Raw genomic sequence first — 21,376 nt, forward strand, 5'->3', positions numbered from 1 at the left:
GACCCTTCACGCGGTGGAACAGGGGGTTTGGTGCCGTCACCCTAACGCAACGAGGTTCGATCGGACCTGGGGTTCCGGTGCCGATCGATCCTCTCCCGCACGCGCGAACCGATCCGCGGCTCGTCCAGCAGGCGCTCCTCCAGATGGCGCTCCGTGGTGAGCGCGCGCAGGGCGAAGCCGACGGTGAGGTCGTGGTCGCGGCGCTCGACGACGTCGATCGCGTCGCCGGCCGCCAGCTCGCCCTCCTCGAGGACGCGCAGGTAGGCGCCGGGCACGCCGTGCTCGACGAACCGGCGGACCCACTGGCTCTCGCCGACGAAGCCCTCGAAGACCGAGCAGGGGATGCGGACCCCGCAGACCTCGAGCAGGACGGTGCCGATCCGCCACCGGTCGCCGAGCCGCGCGCCCTGCACGTCGAGCCCGACGGTGGTGAGGTTCTCGCCGAACTCGCCGGCCCGCAGCGGGCGGCCGAGCTCGAGCGACCAGACCTCGAGGTCCTCGCGCGCGTAGGCGTAGACGGCCTGGTCCGGACCACCGTGGTCGTCGTGGTCGCCGATCTCGTCGTCGCCGACCCCGAGTCGGTGCACGCGGACTGATCCGCTGACGGGGCGCTTGTCGATCGCGGACCACTTCTTCCGGCCCCACGGGACCGCGACGGCCGGCCCGGCGTTGACCGACTCCAGGTGGCTCACGAGGAGGACCCGGTGTCGCCCGTCGACAGCGCGGCGATGAAGGCCTCCTGGGGCACCTCGACGCGGCCCACCATCTTCATCCGCTTCTTGCCCTCCTTCTGCTTCTCCAGCAGCTTGCGCTTGCGGCTGATGTCGCCGCCGTAGCACTTGGCGAGGACGTCCTTGCGCAGCGCGCGGATGTTCTCGCGGGCGATGACGCGGGCACCGATGGCGGCCTGGATGGGCACTTCGAACTGCTGGCGCGGGATGAGCTCCTTGAGGCGCCCGGCCAGGGCGACGCCGTAGGCGTAGGCGCTGTCGCGGTGCACGATCGCGCTGAACGCGTCGACGACCTCGCCCTGCAGCAGGATGTCGACCTTGACCAGGTCGGCCTCCTGCTCGCCGGTGGGCTCGTAGTCGAGCGACGCGTACCCCTTGGTGCGGCTCTTCAGGGCGTCGAAGAAGTCGAACATGATCTCGCCCATGGGGAGCGTGTAGCGGATCTCGACGCGGTCCTCGGAGAGGTAGTCCATGCCCTGCAGCTGGCCGCGGCGCGACTGGCAGAGCTCCATGATGGCGCCGATGTATTCCGCCGGGCTGAGCACCGTGGCCTTGGTGACCGGCTCGTGCACGGTGGCGATCTTGCCGGTCGGGTACTCGCTGGGGTTCGTGACCGTCACCTCGCTGCCGTCCTCCATGACGACGCGGTAGACGACGTTCGGGGCCGTGCTGATGAGGTCGAGGTTGAACTCGCGCTCCAGCCGCTCGCGCACGATCTCCAGGTGCAGCAGGCCGAGGAACCCGATGCGGAACCCGAAGCCGAGGGCGCCGGACGACTCCGGCTCGTACGACAGCGCGGCGTCGTTGAGCTGGAGCTTCTCGAGCGCGTCACGCAGGGTCGGGTAGTCGTCTCCGTCGATCGGGTAGAGGCCCGAGTAGACCATCGGGTTGGGGTGACGGTAGCCGCCGAGCGGCTCGGTGGCCCCATGGACGTTCGACGTCACCGTGTCGCCGACGCGGCTCTGCCGGACCTCCTTCACGCCGGTGATGAGGTAGCCGACCTCGCCGACGCCGATCTCCCCGGCCTTGACCGGCTCGGGCGAGATGACGCCGACCTCGAGCATCTCGTGCACCGCCCCCGTGGACATCATCTTGATCCGGTCGCGGTGGGTGAGCTTGCCGTCGACGACGCGGACGTAGGTGACGACGCCGCGATAGGTGTCGTAGACCGAGTCGAAGATCAGGGCGCGCGGCGGGGCGTCGGCGTCACCGACCGGCGCGGGCACCTCGTCGACGATGGCGTTGAGCAGCGACTCGACGCCCTCGCCGGTCTTGGCCGAGACGCGGAGGACGTCGTCGGGATCGCCGCCCAGGATGTGCGCGATCTCCGCGGCGTACTTCTCCGGCTGCGCGCCCGGCAGGTCGATCTTGTTGAGCACGGGGATGACGTGCAGGTCGGCGTCGATCGCGAGGTACAGGTTGGCGAGCGTCTGCGCCTCGATGCCCTGCGCGGCGTCGACCAGGAGCACCGCGCCCTCGCAGGCCTCGAGGCTGCGGCTCACCTCGTAGGTGAAGTCGACGTGGCCGGGGGTGTCGATGAGGTTCAGCACGTAGGTGGTGCCCGCGTCGTCGCCGGTGGACTTGGTGAACGGCAGCCGCACCGCCTGGCTCTTGATGGTGATGCCGCGCTCACGCTCGATGTCCATGCGGTCCAGGTACTGCGCGCGCATGGCCCGGGCGTCCACGACACCGGTGTGCTGCAGCATCCGGTCGGCGAGCGTCGACTTGCCGTGGTCGATGTGCGCGATGATGCAGAAGTTGCGCAGCAGGGAGGGCGGCGTCGCGCCGGGCTGGGGAACCGTCATGGTGCGGTCATTCTGTCATCGACGACCTCACCGATCACCGGTGGTCGAGTGGCCTGCTGGTGCCAAAACGGGAGTCGGTGGTCGAGTGCGGCCGCGATCGCCAGCGAGCTGGCCGTGTATCGAGACCACCCTTGGCAGCAGCGAGCCTGACTGCTCACCAGGTCTCGTCACCCTGACGCCTTCGGCGTGCTGAGAGGCTTCGACATGCGGGCGGCTTCGCCGCAGATCGCTCAGCCTCCTCGGACGTTCGGTCGCTGGCGCTCCCTCAGTCCTCGGATTGGACCCTGCCGCGGCGTCGCTGGTATCGTGGGCGATTGCGTGCTCGGGCACGCACTTCTTCTTGCAGCACCCCGACCCTGGAAAGACAAGGTTCAGTCACGTGGCGAACATCAAGTCGCAGATCAAGCGCAACCGTCAGAACGAGGCGGCTCGTGAGCGCAACAAGTCCGTGCGCTCGGCGCTGAAGACGGCCGTCCGTCGTTTCCACGAGGCCGCCGACGCCGGCAACGCCGACGAGGCCAAGAAGCTGGCCGTCGATGCGGGCACCAAGCTCGACAAGGCCGCCTCCAAGGGCGTCATCCACAAGAACCAGGCCGCGAACCGCAAGTCGGCCATCGCGAAGAAGGCCGCCTCGCTCTGAGCGACCCCTTCTGACGCCGAACGCCCCGGGACCTCCCGGGGCGTTTCTCGTTCTCAGGCCGTACGGGCGGCCGCGACCTGCAGCACCATGCGCTCGACCGCGAAGGCCGGGTCGGCGGCACCGCCCTTGACGTCGATGTCGGCGCGAGCCACGGCGTCGAGCGCCGAGGCGAGAGATCGGGTGTCCCAGCCCTGCAGCTGACGGCGCAGGATGCGGATCTTGAACGGCGGCGCGCCGACGTGGCGGGCGAGGTCGGCCTCCGACAGACCGGGTGGCGCGTCGGCCAGGCGGGCCAGGGATCGCAGGCCGCTCGCCAGCGCCCCGGTGATGAGGACGGACTCGACCTTCGCGGCGGCGGCCCAGCGCACCTGCTCGAGCGCGACGTGGATCCGGCCGTCGATCGTGGCGTCGGCGATGTCGAAGCCGCGGACGTCGGCCCGGCCGCCGAAGTACCTCCGCACGAGGTCGGCGGTGATCGCGCCGTCCGTGACCGTGGCGGCGAGCTGGTCGGCTGCGCCCGCGAGAGCCCGCAGGTCCTGGCCGACGGCGGCCACCAGCAGCGAGGCGGCCTCCTCGTCGATGCGGGTGTTGAGCTCGCGCAGCTCGGTGCGCACCCAGCGGGTGAAGTCGCGCTCGTACTTGGGCGCCTCGTGCTTGACCTCGGTGACGCTCGCCTGACCGCGCAGCTGGTCGAGCAGCTTCTTGCCCTTCTGCCCCGCGCCGCCGTGGACCAGCACCATCGCGATGTCCGGGGACGGCGACTGGGCGTAGGCCAGCAGCTCCTCCTGGGCGGCCTCGGGGAGGTCCTGCAGCTCGGTGAGCACCAGGGCGCTCGCGGCGCTGAACAGCGACGGGCTGGCGAGGCCGGCGATCTCCCCGGGACCGAGCCCGGCGGCGGTGGCGGTGGTGATCTCGCACTCCGGCTGCTCGGCGGTGATCGTCGAGACGGCCCGGGCCCGGGTGCGCTCGGCCAGCAGCTCCGCGTTGCCCGTGATGAGCAGGATGGAGCCGAAGACTGTCACGGGAACCACCCTAGTGCTGGGTGACGACTCTCAGATGGCCCGCACGCCGCACGATCGCGACGTCGCCGTCGGTGTCCGTGCGCCACCACGCGACCCCGTGCTCGCGCAGCAGATGGAGGGCCGCGGCTGCCGGGTGACCGTAGTCGTTGCCCTCCCCCGCGCTGATCGTGGCGATCCGGGCGCCGACCGCGTCGAAGAACCCGTCGGACTGCCGGCTGCTGCCGTGGTGCGGCATCTTCATGACGTCGGCCGCCACGTCTGGGTGAAGGCGCAGGAGCTCGTCCTGGGCGTCCGGTTCGAGGTCTCCGGACAGGAGCAGGCGGGTCGCTCCGACCGTGACGCGCAGGACCACGCTGGCGTCGTTCATCGCGGACCCGTCCGACCGGTCCGGCGGGGCGGCGCCCGCGGGCGGCCACAGCACCTCGACGTCCAGCCGTCCCACCGCGAAGCCGTCGCCCGTCGAGACGGCGCTGACGACCCCGTGCCACCCGCGAGGTCCACCGCTCGGACCGACCAGCACCCGGCCGACCGGTCGGTCGTCGACCAGGCCGGACCAGCCGCCGGCGTGGTCGGCGTGCGCGTGCGTGACCACGGCGACCGGGATGCGCTTCACGTGCAGCCGGTCCAGGCACCGATCGACCGGCGCCGGGTCCGGGCCGGCGTCGACGACCAGAGCCGCTCCCCCGCCGGCGTCGATCACCGTGGCGTCGCCCTGGCCCACGTCGCAAGCAACCATGAGCCACCCCTCGGGCGGCCAGCCGACCTGCGGCGGCCGCCACATCCCGACGGCGAGACCCAGCATCAGCCCGAGGACGACCGCGGGCCGAGCAGACAGCCGCCAGACCAGCACGAACACGACCGGGACGACGAGGAGCAGCAGCCACCACGGACCGCGCCAGGCGATCGAGGCACCGGCCAGCGCCGCGGCGTGGTGAGCGATCGCGACGATCGCCGCCGCGCACCAGCCGGCAACGGTTCCCGGCACGCGGGCCAGTGGCGGGCTGACGACGTCGAGCAGGCCACCGGCAAGGCCGGCGACGGTGGCCGGCGCGACGAGCGGCCCGGCCAGCACGTTCGCCGGCACCGCGACGAGCGAGACCTGGCCCGAGATGGCCGCGAGCGCCGGCGTGCAGGCGAGCTGGGCCGCGATCGGCACGGCGACGGCGAGGGCGCACCACCGCGGCATCCACCGCCCCAGGCGTCCGGCGAGCGGCCGCGTGCCGACCAGGATGCCCGCCGTCGCACACACCGACAGCACGAAGCCGACCGAGCGCGAGAGCGTGGGGTCGACCACGAGCAGCGCGATGATCGCCACCGCCAGAGCCCGCAGACCACCGCGGCTGCCGAGGCCCAGTGCGGCGAGCCCCACCACGCCCATTCCGGCGGCGCGGACGACGCTCGGGTCCGGCCGGGCCAGCAGGACGAAGGCGACGACGGCGAGGCCACCGAGCACGATCAGCCCGGCCCGTCGCACCCCCGCCGACCGCGCCAGCACCAACACGACCGCGAGGACGATCGTCAGGTTCGTGCCCGAGACCGCCATCAGGTGGGTCAGCCCGCTGCGCCGGAAGTCCTCGCGCATCCGGTCACTGACCGCCGCGTCGTCGCCGTCCACCAGCGCCGGGACCAGGGCCGCGGGGTCCCGTCCGGTGTGCGCGACCGCGTGCCGGACTCCGGTGCGGACACGCTGCGACGCCTCCCACCACCACGCCGCACCACGGACGGACGAGCGCCGGACGACGTCGATGGTGGCCACCTCCGTGGTGCTCTCCGCCGACGCGAGGCGGCCGACCATCGTCAGCCGGCGGCCCACGACCAAGTCGCGGGCCGACCCGTCGACGAACGCCGTGGCGGCGTCGCCGACCCCGTAGGAGCGGCCGTCGACGGTGGCTCGGAGCACCCGGACGCCCACTGCAGCACTGTCGCTCCCGAACCGGGTGAACACGCGGGCGTCGCGCGTGACACGGACGTCGAGCGCCGCCGTCCGGTGGTGCGCTGCGGCGTCGCGCAGCGGGGACGCTCCGGAGTCGGCGAGCCGCCAGGCGCACGACGCGGCCACCAGTCCGACGCACACCGCGACGACCGCGACCCGCGGCCACCGGCCCACGCACGCTCCGGCCAGGGCGATCGCCACCAAGGCCACCGCCACTGCCAGCACGGAGGACGTCGCGACCAGCACGGCCGCGACCGCCCAGGCGAGGCCGGCTGCGGGGACCAGCCGGAGGTCGTGGCTCGACCTCAGGGGATCACCTGGTCGCGCAGGTCGTCGAGCGTGGCCTGGCCGATGCCCTTCACGTCCATGAGGTCGTCGACGGAGCGGAACGGTCCGTGCTCGGAGCGGTAGTCGAGGATCGCCTGGGCCGTGACGGGCCCGATGCCCGGGAGCGTGTCGAGCTGCTCGAGCGTCGCCGATCCGAGACTGATCCTCCCGGCCGGCCCACCGGCTGCCCCGCCGCTCGCCGCCGCGACCGGTTCGACACCCACCAGGATCTGCTCACCGTCGACGAGGACGCGCGCCATGTTCACGCCGGTGGCGTCGACCGTGCCCCGGAGCCCGCCCGCCTTCTCCACCGCGTCGTGGACACGAGACCCCGCCGGCAGCGTGACGATGCCTGGCCGCTTCACCTTCCCCTCCACGTCCACGACCACCTCGCTGCCGGACGGAGACGCGGACGGGCGGCCCGACGGCTGGGACGACGTCAGGGCGACCGGCTCGTCCGGCGATGCCGTGCGCGGGCGCTCGGCGAGCAGCCACCAGGTCAGCAGGACGCCGGCGGCCACCGCGAGGGTGACGATGACGCGCACGTGCGCGGGATCGATCCGCCGGGCCGGAGCGACGGCCGGGGTGGCCGGAGACGCCGGGGTCTCCTCGTCCGGCGGAGCACTCGCCTCGAAGGCGGCGATGAGCTCGGCAAGGCGCCGGCGGGCGATCTCGGCCCGCGTCTCACCGGTCTCCGTCACGCCCTGAGGTCTCACGGCTCGACGCTACGAACGCCCACCGCTGCGCAGAAGACGTCGGACGTCCGTTGTGGACAGTCCTGGAGAGTCGAGCGGGTGTGGACGCCTACGCCGGCGTGACGACGACCGCGACCATGCCTGGCCCGACGTGCGCCCCGATCGCAGCGCCGACCTCGTCGACCGGCACGGAGTCACGCCCCAGCTCGGCGGCGAGACGACCCGCCACCGCGTCGGCAGTGGTGGGGTTGGCCAGGTGCTGCACGCCGATGTCGAAGCCGTCGTCGCACGCCCGGCACGCCTCGAGCGCGATGGCCTCCAGCCGGGCGAGCGCCTTCGACGCCGTGCGGACCCGCTCCAGCGGCACGACCGAGCCGTCCTTGAACCCGAGCAGCGGCTTGACCGCGAGGGCCGACCCGATGAGGGCTGCCGCGGCGCCGACCCGCCCGCCCCGCTTGAGGTACTCCAGCGTGTCGACGTAGAGCAGCGTCGTGGACGACTCCCCCGCCTTGCGCGCCGCGTCGGCCACGGCCAGGGCGTCGCCGCCGGCGTCACGCACCTGCGCGGCCCGGCCGGCAGCGAACCCGGTGGCGATGCCGACGTGCCGCGTGTCGACGCAGGTCACCGGCACGGACGCCTGCTTGGCGGCGAGCTCGGCGGAGTCGAGCGTGCCGGACATCTTCGCGCTCAGGTGCACGGACACGATCTCCGTGGCGCCCTCGGACGCCAGCCGCTCGTACACGGTCAGGAAGTCGTCGGGCGTGGGACGCGACGTGCTGACCGGCACGTAGGCCGCCAACGCCTCGGCGATCATGTCGGCCGTGACGTCGACGCCCTCGGTGTGCACCTCGGCCCCGATGATGACCTGCAGCGGGACGACCTCGATGCGCTCGCGCGCGGCGTCGACGGGGTCGAGCGAGGCCGTGGAGTCGGTGACGATCGCGACGGCCATGAGCCGAATGTAGCCGCTCAGACCACGACGTTGACGAGCTTGGGCGCTCGGACGATGACGCGTCGCACCTCGGCGCCGTCGATCGCACGCTGCACGTTCGGCTCGGCCAGCGCGAGCTCGGTGAGCTGCTCGTCCGTGGCGTCCGGGGAGACCTCGAGCGTCGCGCGCACCTTGCCCTGGACCTGGACGACGCACGTGACCGTGTCCTCGACCAGCAACGACTCGTCGACCTCGGGCCAGGACGCCGACGCGACCGACGGCTCGTGCCCCAGTCGCTCCCACATCTCCTCGGCCGTGTACGGCGCGACGAGCGACAGCAGCCGCGCGACGACCTCGGCGGCCTCGCGCACCGCCGGGTCTGCGCCGCCGGGGCCGGAGTCGATGGCCTTGCGGGTGGCGTTCACCAGCTCCATGGTGCGCGCGACGACCACGTTGAAGCGGTACGCCTCGACGAGCTGCTCGGCCTCGCGCACCGTGCGGTGCGTGACCTTGCGGAGTGCGGCGTCGCCGGCGGCCGGGTCGGCGCCCGGCGCGGACTCGACGTCGCCGGACAGGCGCCACGCGCGCTGCAGGAAGCGCAGCGAGCCGGCGGGCGACATGTCGGCCCAGTCGATGTTGTCCTCCGGGGGACTGGCGAACACCAGCGTCAGGCGGACGGCGTCGACGCCGAACTCGTCCAGCTGGGCGCCCAGGTCGACGCCGTTGCCGAGCGACTTGCTCATCTTCCGGCCGTTGTTGATGACCTTGCCCTGCGACAGGTAGGCCGCGAACGGCTCGTCCCAGGTGATCAGCCCGGCGTCGCGCAGCACCTTCGTGAAGAAGCGCGCGTACAGCAGGTGGAGCACGGCGTGCTCGTCGCCGCCGATGTACAGGTCGATCGGGCCCCACGCCTCAGCGAGGGCGGAGTCGAAGGCCTGCGTGTCGTCGTGCGGCGACAGGTAGCGGAAGAAGTACCAGGACGAGTCGACGAAGGTGTCCATCGTGTCGGTGTCCCGCTTGGCCGGACCACCGCACGTGGGGCACGTGACGTTGACCCACTCCTCGGCGGCGCCCAGCGGCGACGTGCCCTTGGGCTTCAGGTCGGCGCCGCGCAGCTCGGGCAGCTCGACGGGCAGCTGGTCCTCCGGGACCGGCACCTCGCCGTCGACCGGGCAGTGGATGACCGGGATCGGCGCGCCCCAGTAGCGCTGGCGGGACAACAACCAGTCGCGCAGCCGGAAGTTCACGGTTCCCTCGCCGTGGCCGATCGACTCCAGGTGGGCGATGGTGGCCGCCTTGGCCTCGGCGACGGACAGGCCGTTGATGTCGAGCGCGGACGTCACGCCGTCGGCCGGCGAGTTGATGGCCGGGCCCTCGCCGTTGAACGCCTCGCCGTCCCAGTCGGCCGGCGGCTCGGTGGTGCGGACGATCGGGAGGTCCATCGTCGTGGCGAACTCCCAGTCGCGCTGGTCGCCACCGGGGACGCCCATCACGGCGCCGGTGCCGTAGTCGGCCAGCACGTAGTCGGTGGCCCACACCGGGATCCGCTCGCCGGTCAGCGGGTTGGTGGCGTGCACGCCCAGGAACACGCCGGTCTTGGGCCGGTCGGTGGCCAGCCGGTCGATGTCGCTGGCCTTGCGGATCTCGTCGCGGTACGTCTCGAACTCGGCGCGCTGCTCGTCGGTGACCAGCTCCTCGGCCAGCTTCGCGTCGACGGCGACCACCATGAACGTGGTGCCGAACAGCGTGTCGGGACGCGTGGTGAAGACCGTGATCGGGTCGTGGCCGTCGACGTCGAACGTGACGTGCGCGCCCTCGGAGCGTCCGATCCAGCTGCGCTGGGCGTTGACGACCTTGCCGATCCAGCTGTCCTGCAGGTCGTCCAGGCAGTCATAGAGCTCCTGCGCGTAGGCCGTGGTGCGGAAGAACCACTGAGTCAGCTCCCGCTTGGTGACCTCGGCGCCGCAGCGCTCGCACGTGCCGTCGGCCAGCACCTGCTCGTTCGCCAGCACGGTCTGGTCGCGCGGGCACCAGTTGACCGGCGAGTTCTTCCGGTACGCCATGCCCTGCTCGCGGAGCTTCAGGAACAGCCACTGCGTCCACCGGTAGTACTCCGGGTCGGACGTGTGCAGGCGGCGCGACCAGTCGACGCTGGTGGCGTAGCGCTTCATCGAGTGGAACTGGGTGTCGATGTTCGCGTAGGTGTACGTGGCCGGGTGCTCGTCGTTGCGGATGGCGGCGTTCTCGGCCGGCAGGCCGAACGAGTCCCAGCCCATCGGGTTGAGCACCTCGTACCCGCGGAACCGCCAATAGCGCGCGATGACGTCGTGCAGCGCGAACACCTCGGCGTGACCCATGTGGAGATCGCCGCTCGGGTACGGGAACATCGTGAGCGCGTAGCGCTTCTCGCGCTCACCGGAGACGACGGCGTCGTCCGACGCGCGGAACGGGTCGAGCCGCTCCCACACGGGGAGCCACTTGGCCTCCACCGCGTGGACGTCGTAGCTCGTCTGACCCTCTCGCTCGCTCACCGGAGAATCCTATCGACGCGCCGAGCGGCGCCGACCGTCAGGACGCCGGATCGGAGGGCACCACGATCGGGCGCAGCCGCGCCCAGACGACGAACGCGACGCCCGCGGCCACCAGGCCGATGCCGGACCAGAGGTTGATGTTCAGCCCGTCGGCCTTGTCGAGCTCGGCGTCGCTGGCGTTGAACAGGCCCATCCCCAGCAGGATCAGGCCGAACACGCCGAGCAGCGCCCCGATGATGACGCGGATGTCGAACGCACCAGCGGTGTGGCGGGTCTCGGGTGTCTGGTCGTTCATGGCTGCCTCCTACCAGAAGATCACGTTGAGGACGATGACGAGCACGAGCCCGATGCCGGCCAGCTTCGTCGGCGACTGGTACCAGGGCAGCGTGCCCTCGTCCGGATCGGTCAGGGACTCCTTGGGCGTGAGCGAGTAGACGAGCCCCTTCAGCTCCGACTCCACCCGTGGCCGGGTCCGCGTCGAGACCACGACGCTCACCAGGACGTCGACCACGAACGCGGCCCCGGCCGCGACGAAGCTGGCGCCCTGCCCGGAGATGCCGAGGACGCCGACGCTGGCGCCGCCGAGCGCGTCCTCGCTGAGGATCGCCACGACGATCGCGGCCGCGGTGCCGGAGACCAGGCCGGTCCAGCCGGCGGCGGCCGTCATCCGCTTCCAGAACATGCCGAGGATGAACGTGGCGAACAACGGGGCGTTGAAGAACCCGAACAGCACCTGCAGGTAGTTCATCAGGTTGTCGTACTGCGACGCGATGCCCGCGGTGCCGATGGCGACGACGGTGGCGCCGACCGTCGCGATGCGGCCGATCCACGTGTAGTAGCCGTCCTCGCGGTCCATGACGACGTACTGCTGCCAGAGGTCGTAGCTGAAGACCGTGTTGAACGCGGAGATGTTGGCGGCCATGCCGGCCATGAAGGACGCCATCAGGCCGGCGATCGCGACGCCGAGCATGCCGTTGGGCAGCAGGTCGCGCATCAGCAGCAGGATCGCGTCGTTGTACGTGACGCCGTCGCCCTTGCCGCCGCCCTTCAGGTCGGCCAGCTCGGGGATGATGATCGCCGCGATGACGCCCGGGACGATGACGATGAACGGCACGAACATCTTCGGGAACGCGCCGATGATGGGCGCCCGGCGCGCGGCGGAGATCGACGACGACGCCATGGCGCGCTGCACCTCGACGAAGTTCGTCGTCCAGTAGCCGAACGACAGCACGAAGCCCAGGCCGAAGACGATGCCGATGACCGACAGCACCGGGTTGTCGATGCCGGTCAGGTCGGTGCCCGGCCACGAGGACAGCTGCTCGCCGTCGGGCTTGACCTTGTCCTGGATGCCCTGCCAGCCGCCGACCTTGTTCAGGGCGACGATCGTCAGCGGCAGGAGGGCCGCGACGATCACGAAGAACTGCAGCACCTCGTTGTAGATGGCCGCGGACAGGCCGCCCAGCGCGGTGTAGCTGAGCACGATGGCCGCGGCGACGACCAGAGACACCCACAGTGGCCAGCCCAGGAGCCGGTTGACGATGGTGGCCAGCAGGTAGAGGTTGATGCCCGCGATGAGGAGCTGGGCGATCGCGAAGCTCAGGGCGTTGACGAGGTGGGCGCCGGTGCCGAAGCGCTTGCGCATGAACTCCGGGACGCTGCGCACCTTGGAGCCGTAGTAGAACGGCATCATCACGATGCCGAGGAACAGCATCGCCGGCACGGCACCGATCCAGAAGTAGTGCACGGTGGCCATGCCGAACTCCGCGCCGTTGGCGGACATGCCCATGATCTCGACGGCGCCGAGGTTCGCGGAGATGAAGGCCAGGCCGGTCACCCACGCAGGCAACGAGCGCCCGGACAGGAAGAAGTCGATGCTCGACGACACCTGACGCCTGGCCAGCAGGCCGATCCCGAGCACCACCGCGAAGTACAGAGCCACGATCGTGTAGTCGACGACATCGGCGTCCAGCCGGAACGTGTCGTCGCTCGCCATCGCCATCAAGGACACGCTGCTCCCCCGTCCTCAGGTCGGCCGCGCCCCCCTGGCGCGGCTCCATCGGGCACGCTACGCCCGCTCGCGGACTTCGGCCCGTCGAGCGGAGTACGCCCCCGGGAGTACGCCACAGTGCGCCGCGAGGGCGACGACGACGGCGCCCGGCTCCCCTAGGTTTGACGACGTGACGTCGCGACACGAGCCGTTCCGCTCCGGCCCATGGATCGTCGGGCCGCTCGTGCTCGCGTTCATCCAGGTCGTCGGCACGTTCGGGGCCGCCCGGAACCAGCCCGAGGCCCGCGACCCCGACATCCTGGCGGTGGCCATCGCCCTGGCCGGCCCCGCCTCGCTCTACCTCCTCCGGCGCCGGTCCCGCGAGGTGCTCCTGATCGTCACCGCCATCACGTTCCTGTACGTCTCGCTCGGGTACCCGTACGGCCCGGTGTTCGCGTCGTTCGTCATCGCGGTCGTGCTGAACGTCGTGCGGGGCTACCGGTGGCTCGCCTGGACCGCGATCGGCGGCGCACTCGTGCTCTCGGTCGTCGCCCGGCTCGTCATCCTCGACGACGGGTGGTCCTGGAGCTGGTTCGCCGGCATCCTCGCCTGGTCGCTCCTGGTGCTCGCCGCGGGCGAGCTCGTCCGCCTCAACCGGGCCCGCATCGGGGAGATGCGGCGCGCCCGCCTCGAGGAGCGTCGCCGTGAGGCCGGCGAGGAACGCCTCCGGATCGCCCGCGAGCTCCACGACACCGTGGCCCACCACATGTCGCTCATCCACGTGCAATCAGGCGTCGCGCTGCACCTCGTCGACAAGAACCCGGATCAGGTCGAGACCGCGCTGGCCACCATCAAGGACGCGAGCAAGGAGGCGCTCACCGAGCTGCGTGCCCTCATCGGCGTGCTGCGGGCCGAGGGCGAGGAGGCGCCTCGAGCACCCATCGCCCGGCTCGACGGGCTGAGCGACGTCGCGGAGCGGGCGACGCAGGCCGGCATCGCCACCGACCTCGACGTCACCGGCGACGTCGACGCGGTGCCCACCGCCGTCGCCGCCGCCGGGTTCCGCATCGTCCAGGAGGCGGTCACGAACGTCGTGCGGCACAGCGGGGCCCGGAACGCCACGATCCGCGTCGTCGTCGGTGACGAGCGGCTCGACGTCGAGGTCACCGACGACGGCCGCGGTCTCGACGACGCCTCTCCCGGGGGCACCGGTCTGCGCGGGATGCAGGAGCGCGCGTCCGCACTCGGTGGATCCGTCGCGCTCGCGGCGGCCCCTGGCGGCGGCGCCCGCCTCTCGGCGACACTGCCGTTCGGGGGTCAGTCATGACACGAGTCGCACTGGTGGACGACCAGGCCCTGCTGCGCGCAGGCTTCAAGGCGCTGATCGACGCCGAGGACGACCTGGAGGTCGTCGGCGAGGCCGGCGACGGCGAGGAGGCCGTCGCACTCGTCCGCCGCACCCAGCCCGACGTCGTGCTCATGGACGTCCGCATGCCCGGCGTCGACGGACTCGAGGCCACCCGCCGCATCACCGCCGAGCCGAGCCTGAGCGACGTCCGCGTCGTCATCCTCACGACCTTCGAGCTCGACGAGTACGTCTTCGAGGCGCTGCGCAACGGCGCCAGCGGCTTCCTGCTCAAGGACACCGAGCCGGTCGACCTCCTGGCCGGCATCCGCGCCGTCGCGAGCGGCGACGCGCTGCTGTCCCCCAGCGTCACCCGGCGGCTCATCTCCGAGTTCGCGACGCGCAGCCGGCCGACGGCGCCCACCGGAGCGCTCGACGTGCTCACCGAGCGCGAGCGCGAGATCGTCGCGCTCGTCGGCGAGGGGCTGAGCAACGACGAGATCGCCGAACGGCTCGTGGTCAGCCCAGCGACCGCGAAGACGCACGTCAGCCGGGCGATGATCAAGCTCCACGCCCGCGACCGCGCCCAGCTCGTCGTGCTCGCGTACGAGACCGGCCTGGTCAAGCCCGGCTGGACAGGACAGTAGGGCCCTTTCTACTCCGTCGGGCGTAGCCGAGGTGTCTCCCTCTGGGCGACGACCCCGCGGCTGATCCTCGCGACGATCGAGTCATCACTCGAATCGCTGAAGGAGCAATCCCATGAACACCTTTCTCACGACCCTGGCCTCGGACCAGATCGTCGTCCACGACCGGCCGGAATGGTGGCCGATCTTTCCCATCCTGTGGTTCCTGTTCATCGCCACCGTGATCGTCGTGGCCTTCCGGGTCCGTCGTCGCCGCTGGGGCGCCTGCGGCCCGCAGCGCAGCGGCCACGCCAGGCTGGCCGAGCGGTTCGCCGCCGGGGAGATCGACGCCGACGAGTACCGCGCCCGCAAGGCCGTCCTCGACGAGGCGAACGACCGATGACCGCCGCCCGAGAAGCCGTCATCGAGGCCCGGGGGCTCGTGAAGACCTACGGCCCGAACGTCGCCGTCGACCACGTCGACCTGACGGTCCGGCCGGGAGAGGTCTACGGCTTCCTCGGGCCCAACGGGGCCGGCAAGACGACGACGCTCCGGATGCTGCTGGGCCTCGTCCGGCCGACGTCGGGCACCGCCACGGTGCTCGGCGTCCCGGCCGGGTCGCCCTCAGCACTCGAGCGCACCGGATCGATGATCGAGGGCCCCGCGTTCTACCCGTACCTCTCCGGCCGCGACAACCTCCGGTTCGTCGCCCGTCTGGCGGGGGTGCCGGCAGGACGGGTCGACGAGGTCCTCGAGACCGTCCACCTCGCCGACCGCGGCGGCGACACGTTCGCGCAGTACTCGCTCGGCATGAAGCAGCGGCTCGGCGTCGCCGCGGCGCTGCTCAAGGACCCGGAGGTCGTCGTCCTCGACGAGCCGACCAACGGTCTCGACCCGGCGGGCATGCGTGACATGCGTGCGCTCGTCGTGGAGCTCGGCCGGCAGGGCCGCACCGTGATCCTGTCCAGCCACCTGATGGGCGAGGTCCAGGAGGTCTGCGACCGCGTCGCCGTCATCAGCAACGGCCGGATCGTCGCGGAGTCGACGGTCGAGGAGCTGCGCGGCGGCACCAGCCTGCTCGTGACGGCCGAGCCCGTCGAGCGTGCCGTCGACGTCCTCGTCGCGTCCGGTCTGCCCGAGTCCGTCCGTCGCGACGGACCGGACCTCCGCATCACCGCCGAGCCGCGCGACACCGCGGAGATCGTCCGCACCCTGGTGACCGCCGGGGTCGACGTGACCCGGGTGCAGCGCGACGAACGTCAGCTCGAGGACGTGTTCTTCGAGATCACCGACCACCCGCAAGGAGTCGCATCATGAACGCCACCCACGTGCTCGACGTGACGCGCGCCCAGCTGTTCGCCCTGGTCCGCCGCCCGGCGGCGTGGACCATCGTGGCCGCGCTGGCCGTCCTCAACCAGGTCTTCAGCTTCCTGATCCCGTACATCTCGTACCGGTCGTCGGACCCGAGCGGGTTCGACGCGGGCGCCACCCCGGAGGAGCTCCTCCGCGGCACGCTGCCGGCCGAGATCGTGCCGAACACGCTCGGCGGGTTCCCGGTGTTCGCCGGTGCCCTGACCCTGGCGTTCGGCGCCATCCTGCTCGGCAGCGAGTACGGCTGGGGAACGTTCAAGACGATCGCGACCCAGCGCCCGTCACGGATGTCGATCCTCGCTGGTCAGGTGCTGACCATCGTGACCGCCGTCGCGGCGATCGTCGCCCTGCTGTTCGTGCTCAGCGCCGTGACCTCGACGGCCATCGCGTTGGGCGAGGACCGCTCGACCGCGCTGCCGTCCGTCGGCCACCTGGCCAACGGGTACCTCGGCGGCGTGCTGATCCTGTCGGTCTGGGCCCTGGTCGGCGGCGTGCTGGCCGTGGCGCTGCGGAGCGTCGCGCTCCCGGTCGGCCTGGGCATCGTGTGGGCTCTCGGCATCGAGAACCTGGTCTCGGCGATGGCCGACTCCGTGCTCGACGCACTGCAGCCCGTGCGCGACGTGTTCCCCGGGGTGAACGCCGGGTCCTTGGTCGCGGCCCTCACGCCCGAGCAGATCGGCACCCCGCCACCCGGGGTGTCCGACGCGGTGAGCGGCGGACGCGCGGTCGCCACGCTCGTGGCGTACCTCGTCGTCGCCGTGCTCGCCGGCGCGTGGTTCCACCGCCACCGGGACGTCAGCTAGCTAGGGCAGCGCGCAGAAGGTCTCGACCTTCTTGGTGGGGCCGGAGACGATCAGCTCGTCCGTGGTGACGATCGACGTCTCCGGCCTCGCGTACGTGAAGTCCTCGCCGCGACGCTTCACACCGACGACGGTGACGCCGTACTTGGACCGCAGGCCCGACTGCTCCAGCGTCTTGCCGCACGCCACCTGCGGGGTGCGCGTGCGGGCGATGGCGAAGCCGTCGTCGAACTCGATGTAGTCGATCATCGCGCCCGTGACCATGTGGGCGACGCGCTCGCCCATGGCGGACTCCGGTCGGATGACGTGCGAGGCACCGACCCGGTCGAGGATCCGGGCGTGCTTGGCGTTGATCGCCTTCGCCCAGACCTCGCCGATGCCGAGCTCGACCAGGCTCAGGACGGTGAGCACGCTCGCCTCGATGTCGGTGCCGATGCCGACGACGGCCCGGTCGAACTGGTCGGCGCCGATCTGGCGCAGCGCCTCGGTGTCGGTGGTGTCGGCGGAGACGACGTGCGTGAAGTCGCTGGCGTAGCGCTGGACGATCTCCGGCCGCTCGTCGACGGCCAGCACGTCGTGCCCCAGACGCGAGAGCGATCGAGCGACCGACGCGCCGAAGCGACCGAGTCCGATCACGAGCACGGGGGCGTTGGTCGCTTCGGTCCTAGCCAATGATCGGTTGCTCCTCCGGGAGGTGGTACCGCGGCATGCGGCGGCGCAGCACGAAGGCGGACGCCGCTGCAATGGTGCCGACTCGGCCGATGAACATCAAGACGACGAGCACCATCTGCGCGTCGACCGGCAGGCGCGGCGTGAGCCCGGTGGTGAGACCGACGGTGCCGAACGCCGACGCGCACTCGAACAGGACGTCGCTGAACGCGAAGTCCGTCATGGTCATGATGATCAACGTGGTGCCCGCCACGAGCATCACGGCGAGGAGCGCGATGCTGACGGCCGTCCGAATGACGGCTGGTCCGATGGAGCGACGGCCCACGACCACCTCGGGGTCGCCGCGCAGCTCGGCGAGGATCACGTAGGCGAGCAGCAGGAACGTGGTGATCTTGATGCCGCCGGCCGTGCTCGCGCTGCCGCCGCCGATGAACATCATCACCGTGGCGATCATCTCCGACTCCGGCTTCACCGCTCCCCAGTCGAAGCTGTTCAGGCCGCCGGACCGCGGCATGATGCCGCCCTCGACGCCGGTGACCAGCTTGTGGTGCCACGAGTGGCCCCCGAGCGTGCCCGGGTTGCTCCACTCGTAGGCGAGGAACGCGACGGCGCCGACCGTCAGCAGGAGGAACGAGCCCCAGACCGTGAGACGGGTGTGGATCGTCCAGCGGTCCGGGTGGCGCCACTCCTTGAACAGCTCGGCCAGCACCGGGAAGCCCATCGCGCCGATGAACACCGCGGTGGAGATCGGGAGGATGACGAGCCCGTCGCCGGCGTACCGGACGATGCTGTCGGGGTTGAGGGAGAACCCGGCGTTGTTGAACGCCATCACCGCGTCGAACACGCCGTGCCAGGCCGACGTGCCCCAGTCGCCGAAGTACGTGCCGCGGTACCGGATCGTCAGCACGACGGCGACGACGCTCTGGAAGGCGAGCATCGTCACCGCGACGCGACGGAACAGCGGCCGCACCTCGCCGAGGCTGACGACGTGCATGTCGACCTGGGCGACGAGCCGGGTCCGTAGGCCGAGCCGGCCACCGATGAACAGGCCCAGCACGGTGGCGAGGGCGACAATGCCGAGACCACCGATCTCCACCAGGGCGAGGATCGTGACCTGGCCCGCGGGCGTCCAGTACGTGGAGACGTCGACCGTCGACAGACCGGTGACGGTGACCGCGGACGCCGACGTGAAGACGGCTGCCGGCAGGCTCGCGGACCCGTCCCCGGTGCGCGCGAACGGCATCAGCAGCAGGACCGTGCCGAGCACGATCAGCGCGAAGAACGTGAGCGGCAGCAGGCGTACCGGGTGCAGGATCGACTGCGGGAGCCGAGGTCGGGCCACCCGCTGACCGTACCCGTTCAGATGGCCCCTGCCGCGGCGTCGCTGCGTGCTACGTTCTCGACGTGTCGCGGTTCCGAGCCCTGCTGTCGCGTCTGGGCTCCTCCGACGGCCTCCTCGCCCTCGTGTCGACGATCGGCCTGCTCGGGGCCGCCGCCGTCACGGCCCTGGCCCGGCTGGAGATCGCGACGACCGTCCTGCTGCTGCTCTCGGTGCTCGGCGAGATCGTCCTCGCGCGCCGCGGGCGCTCCTTGCGGGAGATCCTCGACCAGGCCGCACTGGGCATCCCGATGCGGTTCGTGCTGCGGGTCGTCGTGGGCGTCCTGGCCGCCACCGACCTGAACGACGCCGACGCCCTGCGGGCGTTCGTCGCCGTCGCGCTCGTCTACGCCCTGGCCCTGTGCGGTCGCGAGCTGCACCGCGAGTACCGCCGGGTCGGCCCGCTCCGACCGATGCGGTCGCGCAACATCACCGGCTCGCCGAGCATCTCCGTGGCCCCGCCGCCCCGCGTCGTCGAGGTCGTCGTCACGCAGCTCGCGGTGCTCGCGCCCGCCCTCCTCGAGGCCCCGGCCTGGCTCGTCGGCGCGCTCGGGGCCGCCGCGATCGTCTACCTCGCCGCCGTCACCCTGCCCGACGCCCGCCGCTCGTGGCGGATGCGTCAGGCGAAGCGCGCCACCGGGTTCACCCCGCCGCTGCGGGCCGTCCAAGACTTCATCGACTCGTACCGGCCCGAGGTGGTCGTCCACCTGAGCGGGCCGATGGGCTCGGCGTACCAGATCAACACGTGGCTCGACGCGCTCGAGTCGCTGCGCCAGCCGGTGATGATCCTGCTGCGCGACGAGGCGCTCTTCGACACGATGCGCCGCACGTCGCTGCCGACCCTGGAGCTCCGCGACGCCGGCGAGTTCCTGCAGCTCGACTTCCACAGCGTCAAGGTGGCGCTCTACCCGTCGAACACGGGCAACAACATCCACCTGCTGCGGCTCCCCCAGATCGTCAGCGCGTTCATCGGGCACGGCGACAGCGACAAGAGCGCGTCGGCCAACCCGTTCTCCCGCGTGTACGACGAGCTCTGGGTCGCCGGCGAGGCCGGCGCCGACCGGTACCGACGCTCCGGCCTCGGCGTCCACGAGGACCAGTACCGCATGGTCGGGCGCCCGCAGGTGCACTCGATCGAGGTCACGCCGCGCCTCGGCGACGAGGAGGTCTCCACGGTCCTCTACGCCCCGACCTGGGAGGGCGTGAACCCCGGGCAGGAGTACTCCTCGATCGCCGCGATCGGCGCCACGCTCGTCTCCGCCCTGCTGGCCGCCGACCCGCCGGTGCGCGTCATCTACAAGCCGCACCCGTTCACCGGGCAGCGCGACGCGAAGTACCGCGACCACGACGCCCGCATCGCCGCGCTGATCGACTCCGCGGCCCAGCGCAGCGGCGTCGACCACCGGGTGGTGCGCTCCGGCCCGATCGAGCACTGGTTCAACCAGGCCGCCGTCCTGGCCACCGACATCTCCAGTGTCGTGTCCGACTTCCTCGCCAGCGAGAAGCCGTACGCGGTCTTCAACCACACCGACCTCGACGACGAGGCGTTCGGCGACGCCTACCGGTCGGCGAGCGGCGGCATCATCCTCGGTCGTGACGGCCGCGGGATCGACGAGCTCGTCGCGCTCGTCACTCGCCGCACCGCGGACCGACGCGTCGAGATCCGTGCCCGCCTGGCCACCTACCTGCTCGGGCCACCCGAGATGCGCACCCTCGAGTCCTTCCAGGACGCCGTGGACGCGCTCGTCGCCAGGTCCGACGCCGAACGCGCGATCTATCGGGAGGAATCATGATCGGTCGAGTGCTCCTGCTCCTCGGTCCGCTGACCGTGGTGGCGGGCATCTGGAAGGGCAGCACCGGCCTCGTCGCCGTCGGCGGGCTCTGGTTCCTGCTGGCCTTCGCCATCCTTCGCAACAGCTACCGCCTCAAGGCGGCGGTCGACGAGCGCAAGAAGCTCAAGGAGAGCACGGGCACGGAGCCGCCCGGCCCCATCGTCAGCATGTCGTCGTTCCTGCTGAGCACGGCCACGCTGCTGGTGGCGGGCGTCCCGGCGATCGTCGTCGGTGCGGGCCGGATCGGCATCGCCGACGCGGACGCCGACTGGCGCTGGCTGCCGCTCGTCGGCGGCATCGTCATCACCGGCATCGCGCTGCTCTCGGCGCTGCTGTTCCTGACCGCCTCCGGCATCACCGCGGCCGTCGGCCCTCCGCCCACCATCCCGGCCGAGATCGTCATCGTCTCGATGAAGCAGACCGGCACGTACATCAACGAGATGCCGCGCATCGAGCTCGTCCTCGACGTGACGCCCGAGACCGGCGCTCCGTACCAGGTCACCAAGAAGGCCACGGTGCCGTTCACCGCGATCGGCTCCCTCGCGCCTGGCAAGGGCTTCAAGGCCAAGGTCGCCGGCGCCGAGGACCCGACGAGCATGGACATCGACTGGGACTCCCCACTCCAGGACCCGTCGGCCGACACGATCGACGACCGCCTGCGCCGTCTCGACGACCTCAAGGCCCAGGGCCTCGTCACCGACGCCGAGTACGACACGCAGCGCCAGCGCCTCCTCGACAGCCTGTAACGCCCGGGGC

Annotated in this window: 19 protein-coding genes; 8 read left to right on the forward strand and 11 right to left on the reverse strand. The window is 71.3% G+C overall.

Annotated elements, in window-relative coordinates:
• Positions 1–41: 41 nt before the first annotated feature.
• Together FHP06_RS03725 and lepA are read right to left on the reverse strand one after the other, a co-directional pair.
• Positions 42–692 (reverse strand): MOSC domain-containing protein, encoded by a 651-nt coding sequence (locus tag FHP06_RS03725; RefSeq protein WP_147683969.1) that lies wholly within the window; start codon positions 690–692, stop codon positions 42–44.
• Complete coding sequence (lepA, locus tag FHP06_RS03730) at positions 689–2,536, reverse strand: translation elongation factor 4 (RefSeq protein WP_147683971.1); 1,848 nt, start codon at positions 2,534–2,536, stop codon at positions 689–691. The genes FHP06_RS03725 and lepA overlap by 4 nt, the downstream gene beginning before the upstream one ends.
• Positions 2,537–2,915: 379 nt before the next feature.
• Between lepA and rpsT the strand changes: the two genes are divergently transcribed.
• Positions 2,916–3,176 carry a 30S ribosomal protein S20 gene (gene rpsT / locus FHP06_RS03735; protein WP_147683973.1) on the forward strand — a complete coding sequence of 87 codons (261 nt, stop codon included), beginning with the start codon at positions 2,916–2,918 and terminating at the stop codon, positions 3,174–3,176.
• A gap of 53 nt (positions 3,177–3,229) precedes the next feature.
• Here the strand turns inward: rpsT and holA are convergent, their stop codons facing one another.
• The 7 genes from holA to FHP06_RS03770 all read right to left on the reverse strand — a co-directional run bounded on the left by holA (position 3,230) and on the right by FHP06_RS03770 (position 12,608).
• Positions 3,230–4,198, reverse strand: a complete 969-nt coding sequence (gene holA / locus FHP06_RS03740) for a DNA polymerase III subunit delta (protein WP_230973396.1) — start codon at positions 4,196–4,198, stop codon at positions 3,230–3,232.
• 10 nt (positions 4,199–4,208) lie between these two features.
• Positions 4,209–6,377, reverse strand: a complete 2,169-nt coding sequence (locus FHP06_RS03745) for a DNA internalization-related competence protein ComEC/Rec2 (RefSeq protein WP_147683977.1) — start codon at positions 6,375–6,377, stop codon at positions 4,209–4,211.
• 59 nt (positions 6,378–6,436) lie between these two features.
• The gene (locus tag FHP06_RS03750; protein ID WP_230973397.1) at positions 6,437–7,174 is read right to left on the reverse strand and encodes a ComEA family DNA-binding protein; all 738 of its coding nucleotides are present in this window, start codon (positions 7,172–7,174) and stop codon (positions 6,437–6,439) included.
• Positions 7,175–7,262: 88 nt separating this feature from the next.
• Positions 7,263–8,105 carry a DegV family protein gene (locus FHP06_RS03755; protein WP_147683979.1) on the reverse strand — a complete coding sequence of 281 codons (843 nt, stop codon included), beginning with the start codon at positions 8,103–8,105 and terminating at the stop codon, positions 7,263–7,265.
• Between the two features lie 17 nt (positions 8,106–8,122).
• Positions 8,123–10,615, reverse strand: a complete 2,493-nt coding sequence (gene leuS, locus FHP06_RS03760) for a leucine--tRNA ligase (RefSeq protein WP_147683980.1) — start codon at positions 10,613–10,615, stop codon at positions 8,123–8,125.
• Between the two features lie 37 nt (positions 10,616–10,652).
• Entirely contained in the window at positions 10,653–10,910 is a 258-nt protein-coding gene (locus FHP06_RS03765; RefSeq protein WP_147683982.1) for a hypothetical protein, read from the reverse strand.
• Positions 10,911–10,919: 9 nt separating this feature from the next.
• Complete coding sequence (locus FHP06_RS03770) at positions 10,920–12,608, reverse strand: sodium:solute symporter family protein (protein ID WP_222706385.1); 1,689 nt, start codon at positions 12,606–12,608, stop codon at positions 10,920–10,922.
• A 184-nt stretch (positions 12,609–12,792) separates the two neighbouring features.
• Here FHP06_RS03770 and FHP06_RS03775 point away from each other — a divergent pair, with 184 nt between their 5' ends.
• From FHP06_RS03775 to FHP06_RS03795, 5 genes are all read left to right on the forward strand, one after another.
• Positions 12,793–13,929, forward strand: a complete 1,137-nt coding sequence (locus tag FHP06_RS03775) for a sensor histidine kinase (RefSeq protein WP_147683986.1) — start codon at positions 12,793–12,795, stop codon at positions 13,927–13,929.
• On the forward strand, positions 13,926–14,594 hold the full coding sequence (locus tag FHP06_RS03780; RefSeq protein ID WP_147683988.1) for a response regulator: 669 nt from the start codon (positions 13,926–13,928) through the stop codon (positions 14,592–14,594). Before FHP06_RS03775 ends, FHP06_RS03780 begins: the two co-directional genes overlap by 4 nt.
• A gap of 112 nt (positions 14,595–14,706) precedes the next feature.
• Positions 14,707–14,973, forward strand: coding sequence for an SHOCT domain-containing protein (locus FHP06_RS03785; RefSeq protein WP_147683990.1), 267 nt, complete (start codon positions 14,707–14,709; stop codon positions 14,971–14,973).
• Positions 14,970–15,887, forward strand: a complete 918-nt coding sequence (locus FHP06_RS03790) for an ABC transporter ATP-binding protein (protein WP_147683992.1) — start codon at positions 14,970–14,972, stop codon at positions 15,885–15,887. Before FHP06_RS03785 ends, FHP06_RS03790 begins: the two co-directional genes overlap by 4 nt.
• Positions 15,884–16,744 (forward strand): ABC transporter permease, encoded by an 861-nt coding sequence (locus FHP06_RS03795; RefSeq protein ID WP_147683994.1) that lies wholly within the window; start codon positions 15,884–15,886, stop codon positions 16,742–16,744. Before FHP06_RS03790 ends, FHP06_RS03795 begins: the two co-directional genes overlap by 4 nt.
• On the opposite strand, the gene FHP06_RS03800 is transcribed toward FHP06_RS03795, so the two are convergent.
• Together FHP06_RS03800 and FHP06_RS03805 are read right to left on the reverse strand one after the other, a co-directional pair.
• A complete protein-coding gene (locus FHP06_RS03800; RefSeq protein WP_230973398.1) occupies positions 16,745–17,383 on the reverse strand; it encodes a potassium channel family protein in 639 nt (212 codons plus the stop codon).
• Between the two features lie 22 nt (positions 17,384–17,405).
• Positions 17,406–18,752: a TrkH family potassium uptake protein gene (locus FHP06_RS03805; protein ID WP_147683996.1), complete on the reverse strand. Its 1,347-nt coding sequence runs from the start codon at positions 18,750–18,752 to the stop codon at positions 17,406–17,408.
• Between the two features lie 62 nt (positions 18,753–18,814).
• On the opposite strand from FHP06_RS03805, the gene FHP06_RS03810 reads away from it, so the two are divergent.
• On the forward strand, positions 18,815–20,581 hold the full coding sequence (locus FHP06_RS03810) for a CDP-glycerol glycerophosphotransferase family protein (RefSeq protein WP_147683998.1): 1,767 nt from the start codon (positions 18,815–18,817) through the stop codon (positions 20,579–20,581).
• A complete protein-coding gene (locus tag FHP06_RS03815; RefSeq protein WP_147684000.1) occupies positions 20,578–21,366 on the forward strand; it encodes an SHOCT domain-containing protein in 789 nt (262 codons plus the stop codon). The genes FHP06_RS03810 and FHP06_RS03815 overlap by 4 nt, the downstream gene beginning before the upstream one ends.
• Positions 21,367–21,376: the final 10 nt, after the last annotated feature.

The sequence above is a fragment of the Aeromicrobium terrae genome (assembly GCF_008039565.1).
Lineage (GTDB): Bacteria > Actinomycetota > Actinomycetes > Propionibacteriales > Nocardioidaceae > Aeromicrobium > Aeromicrobium terrae.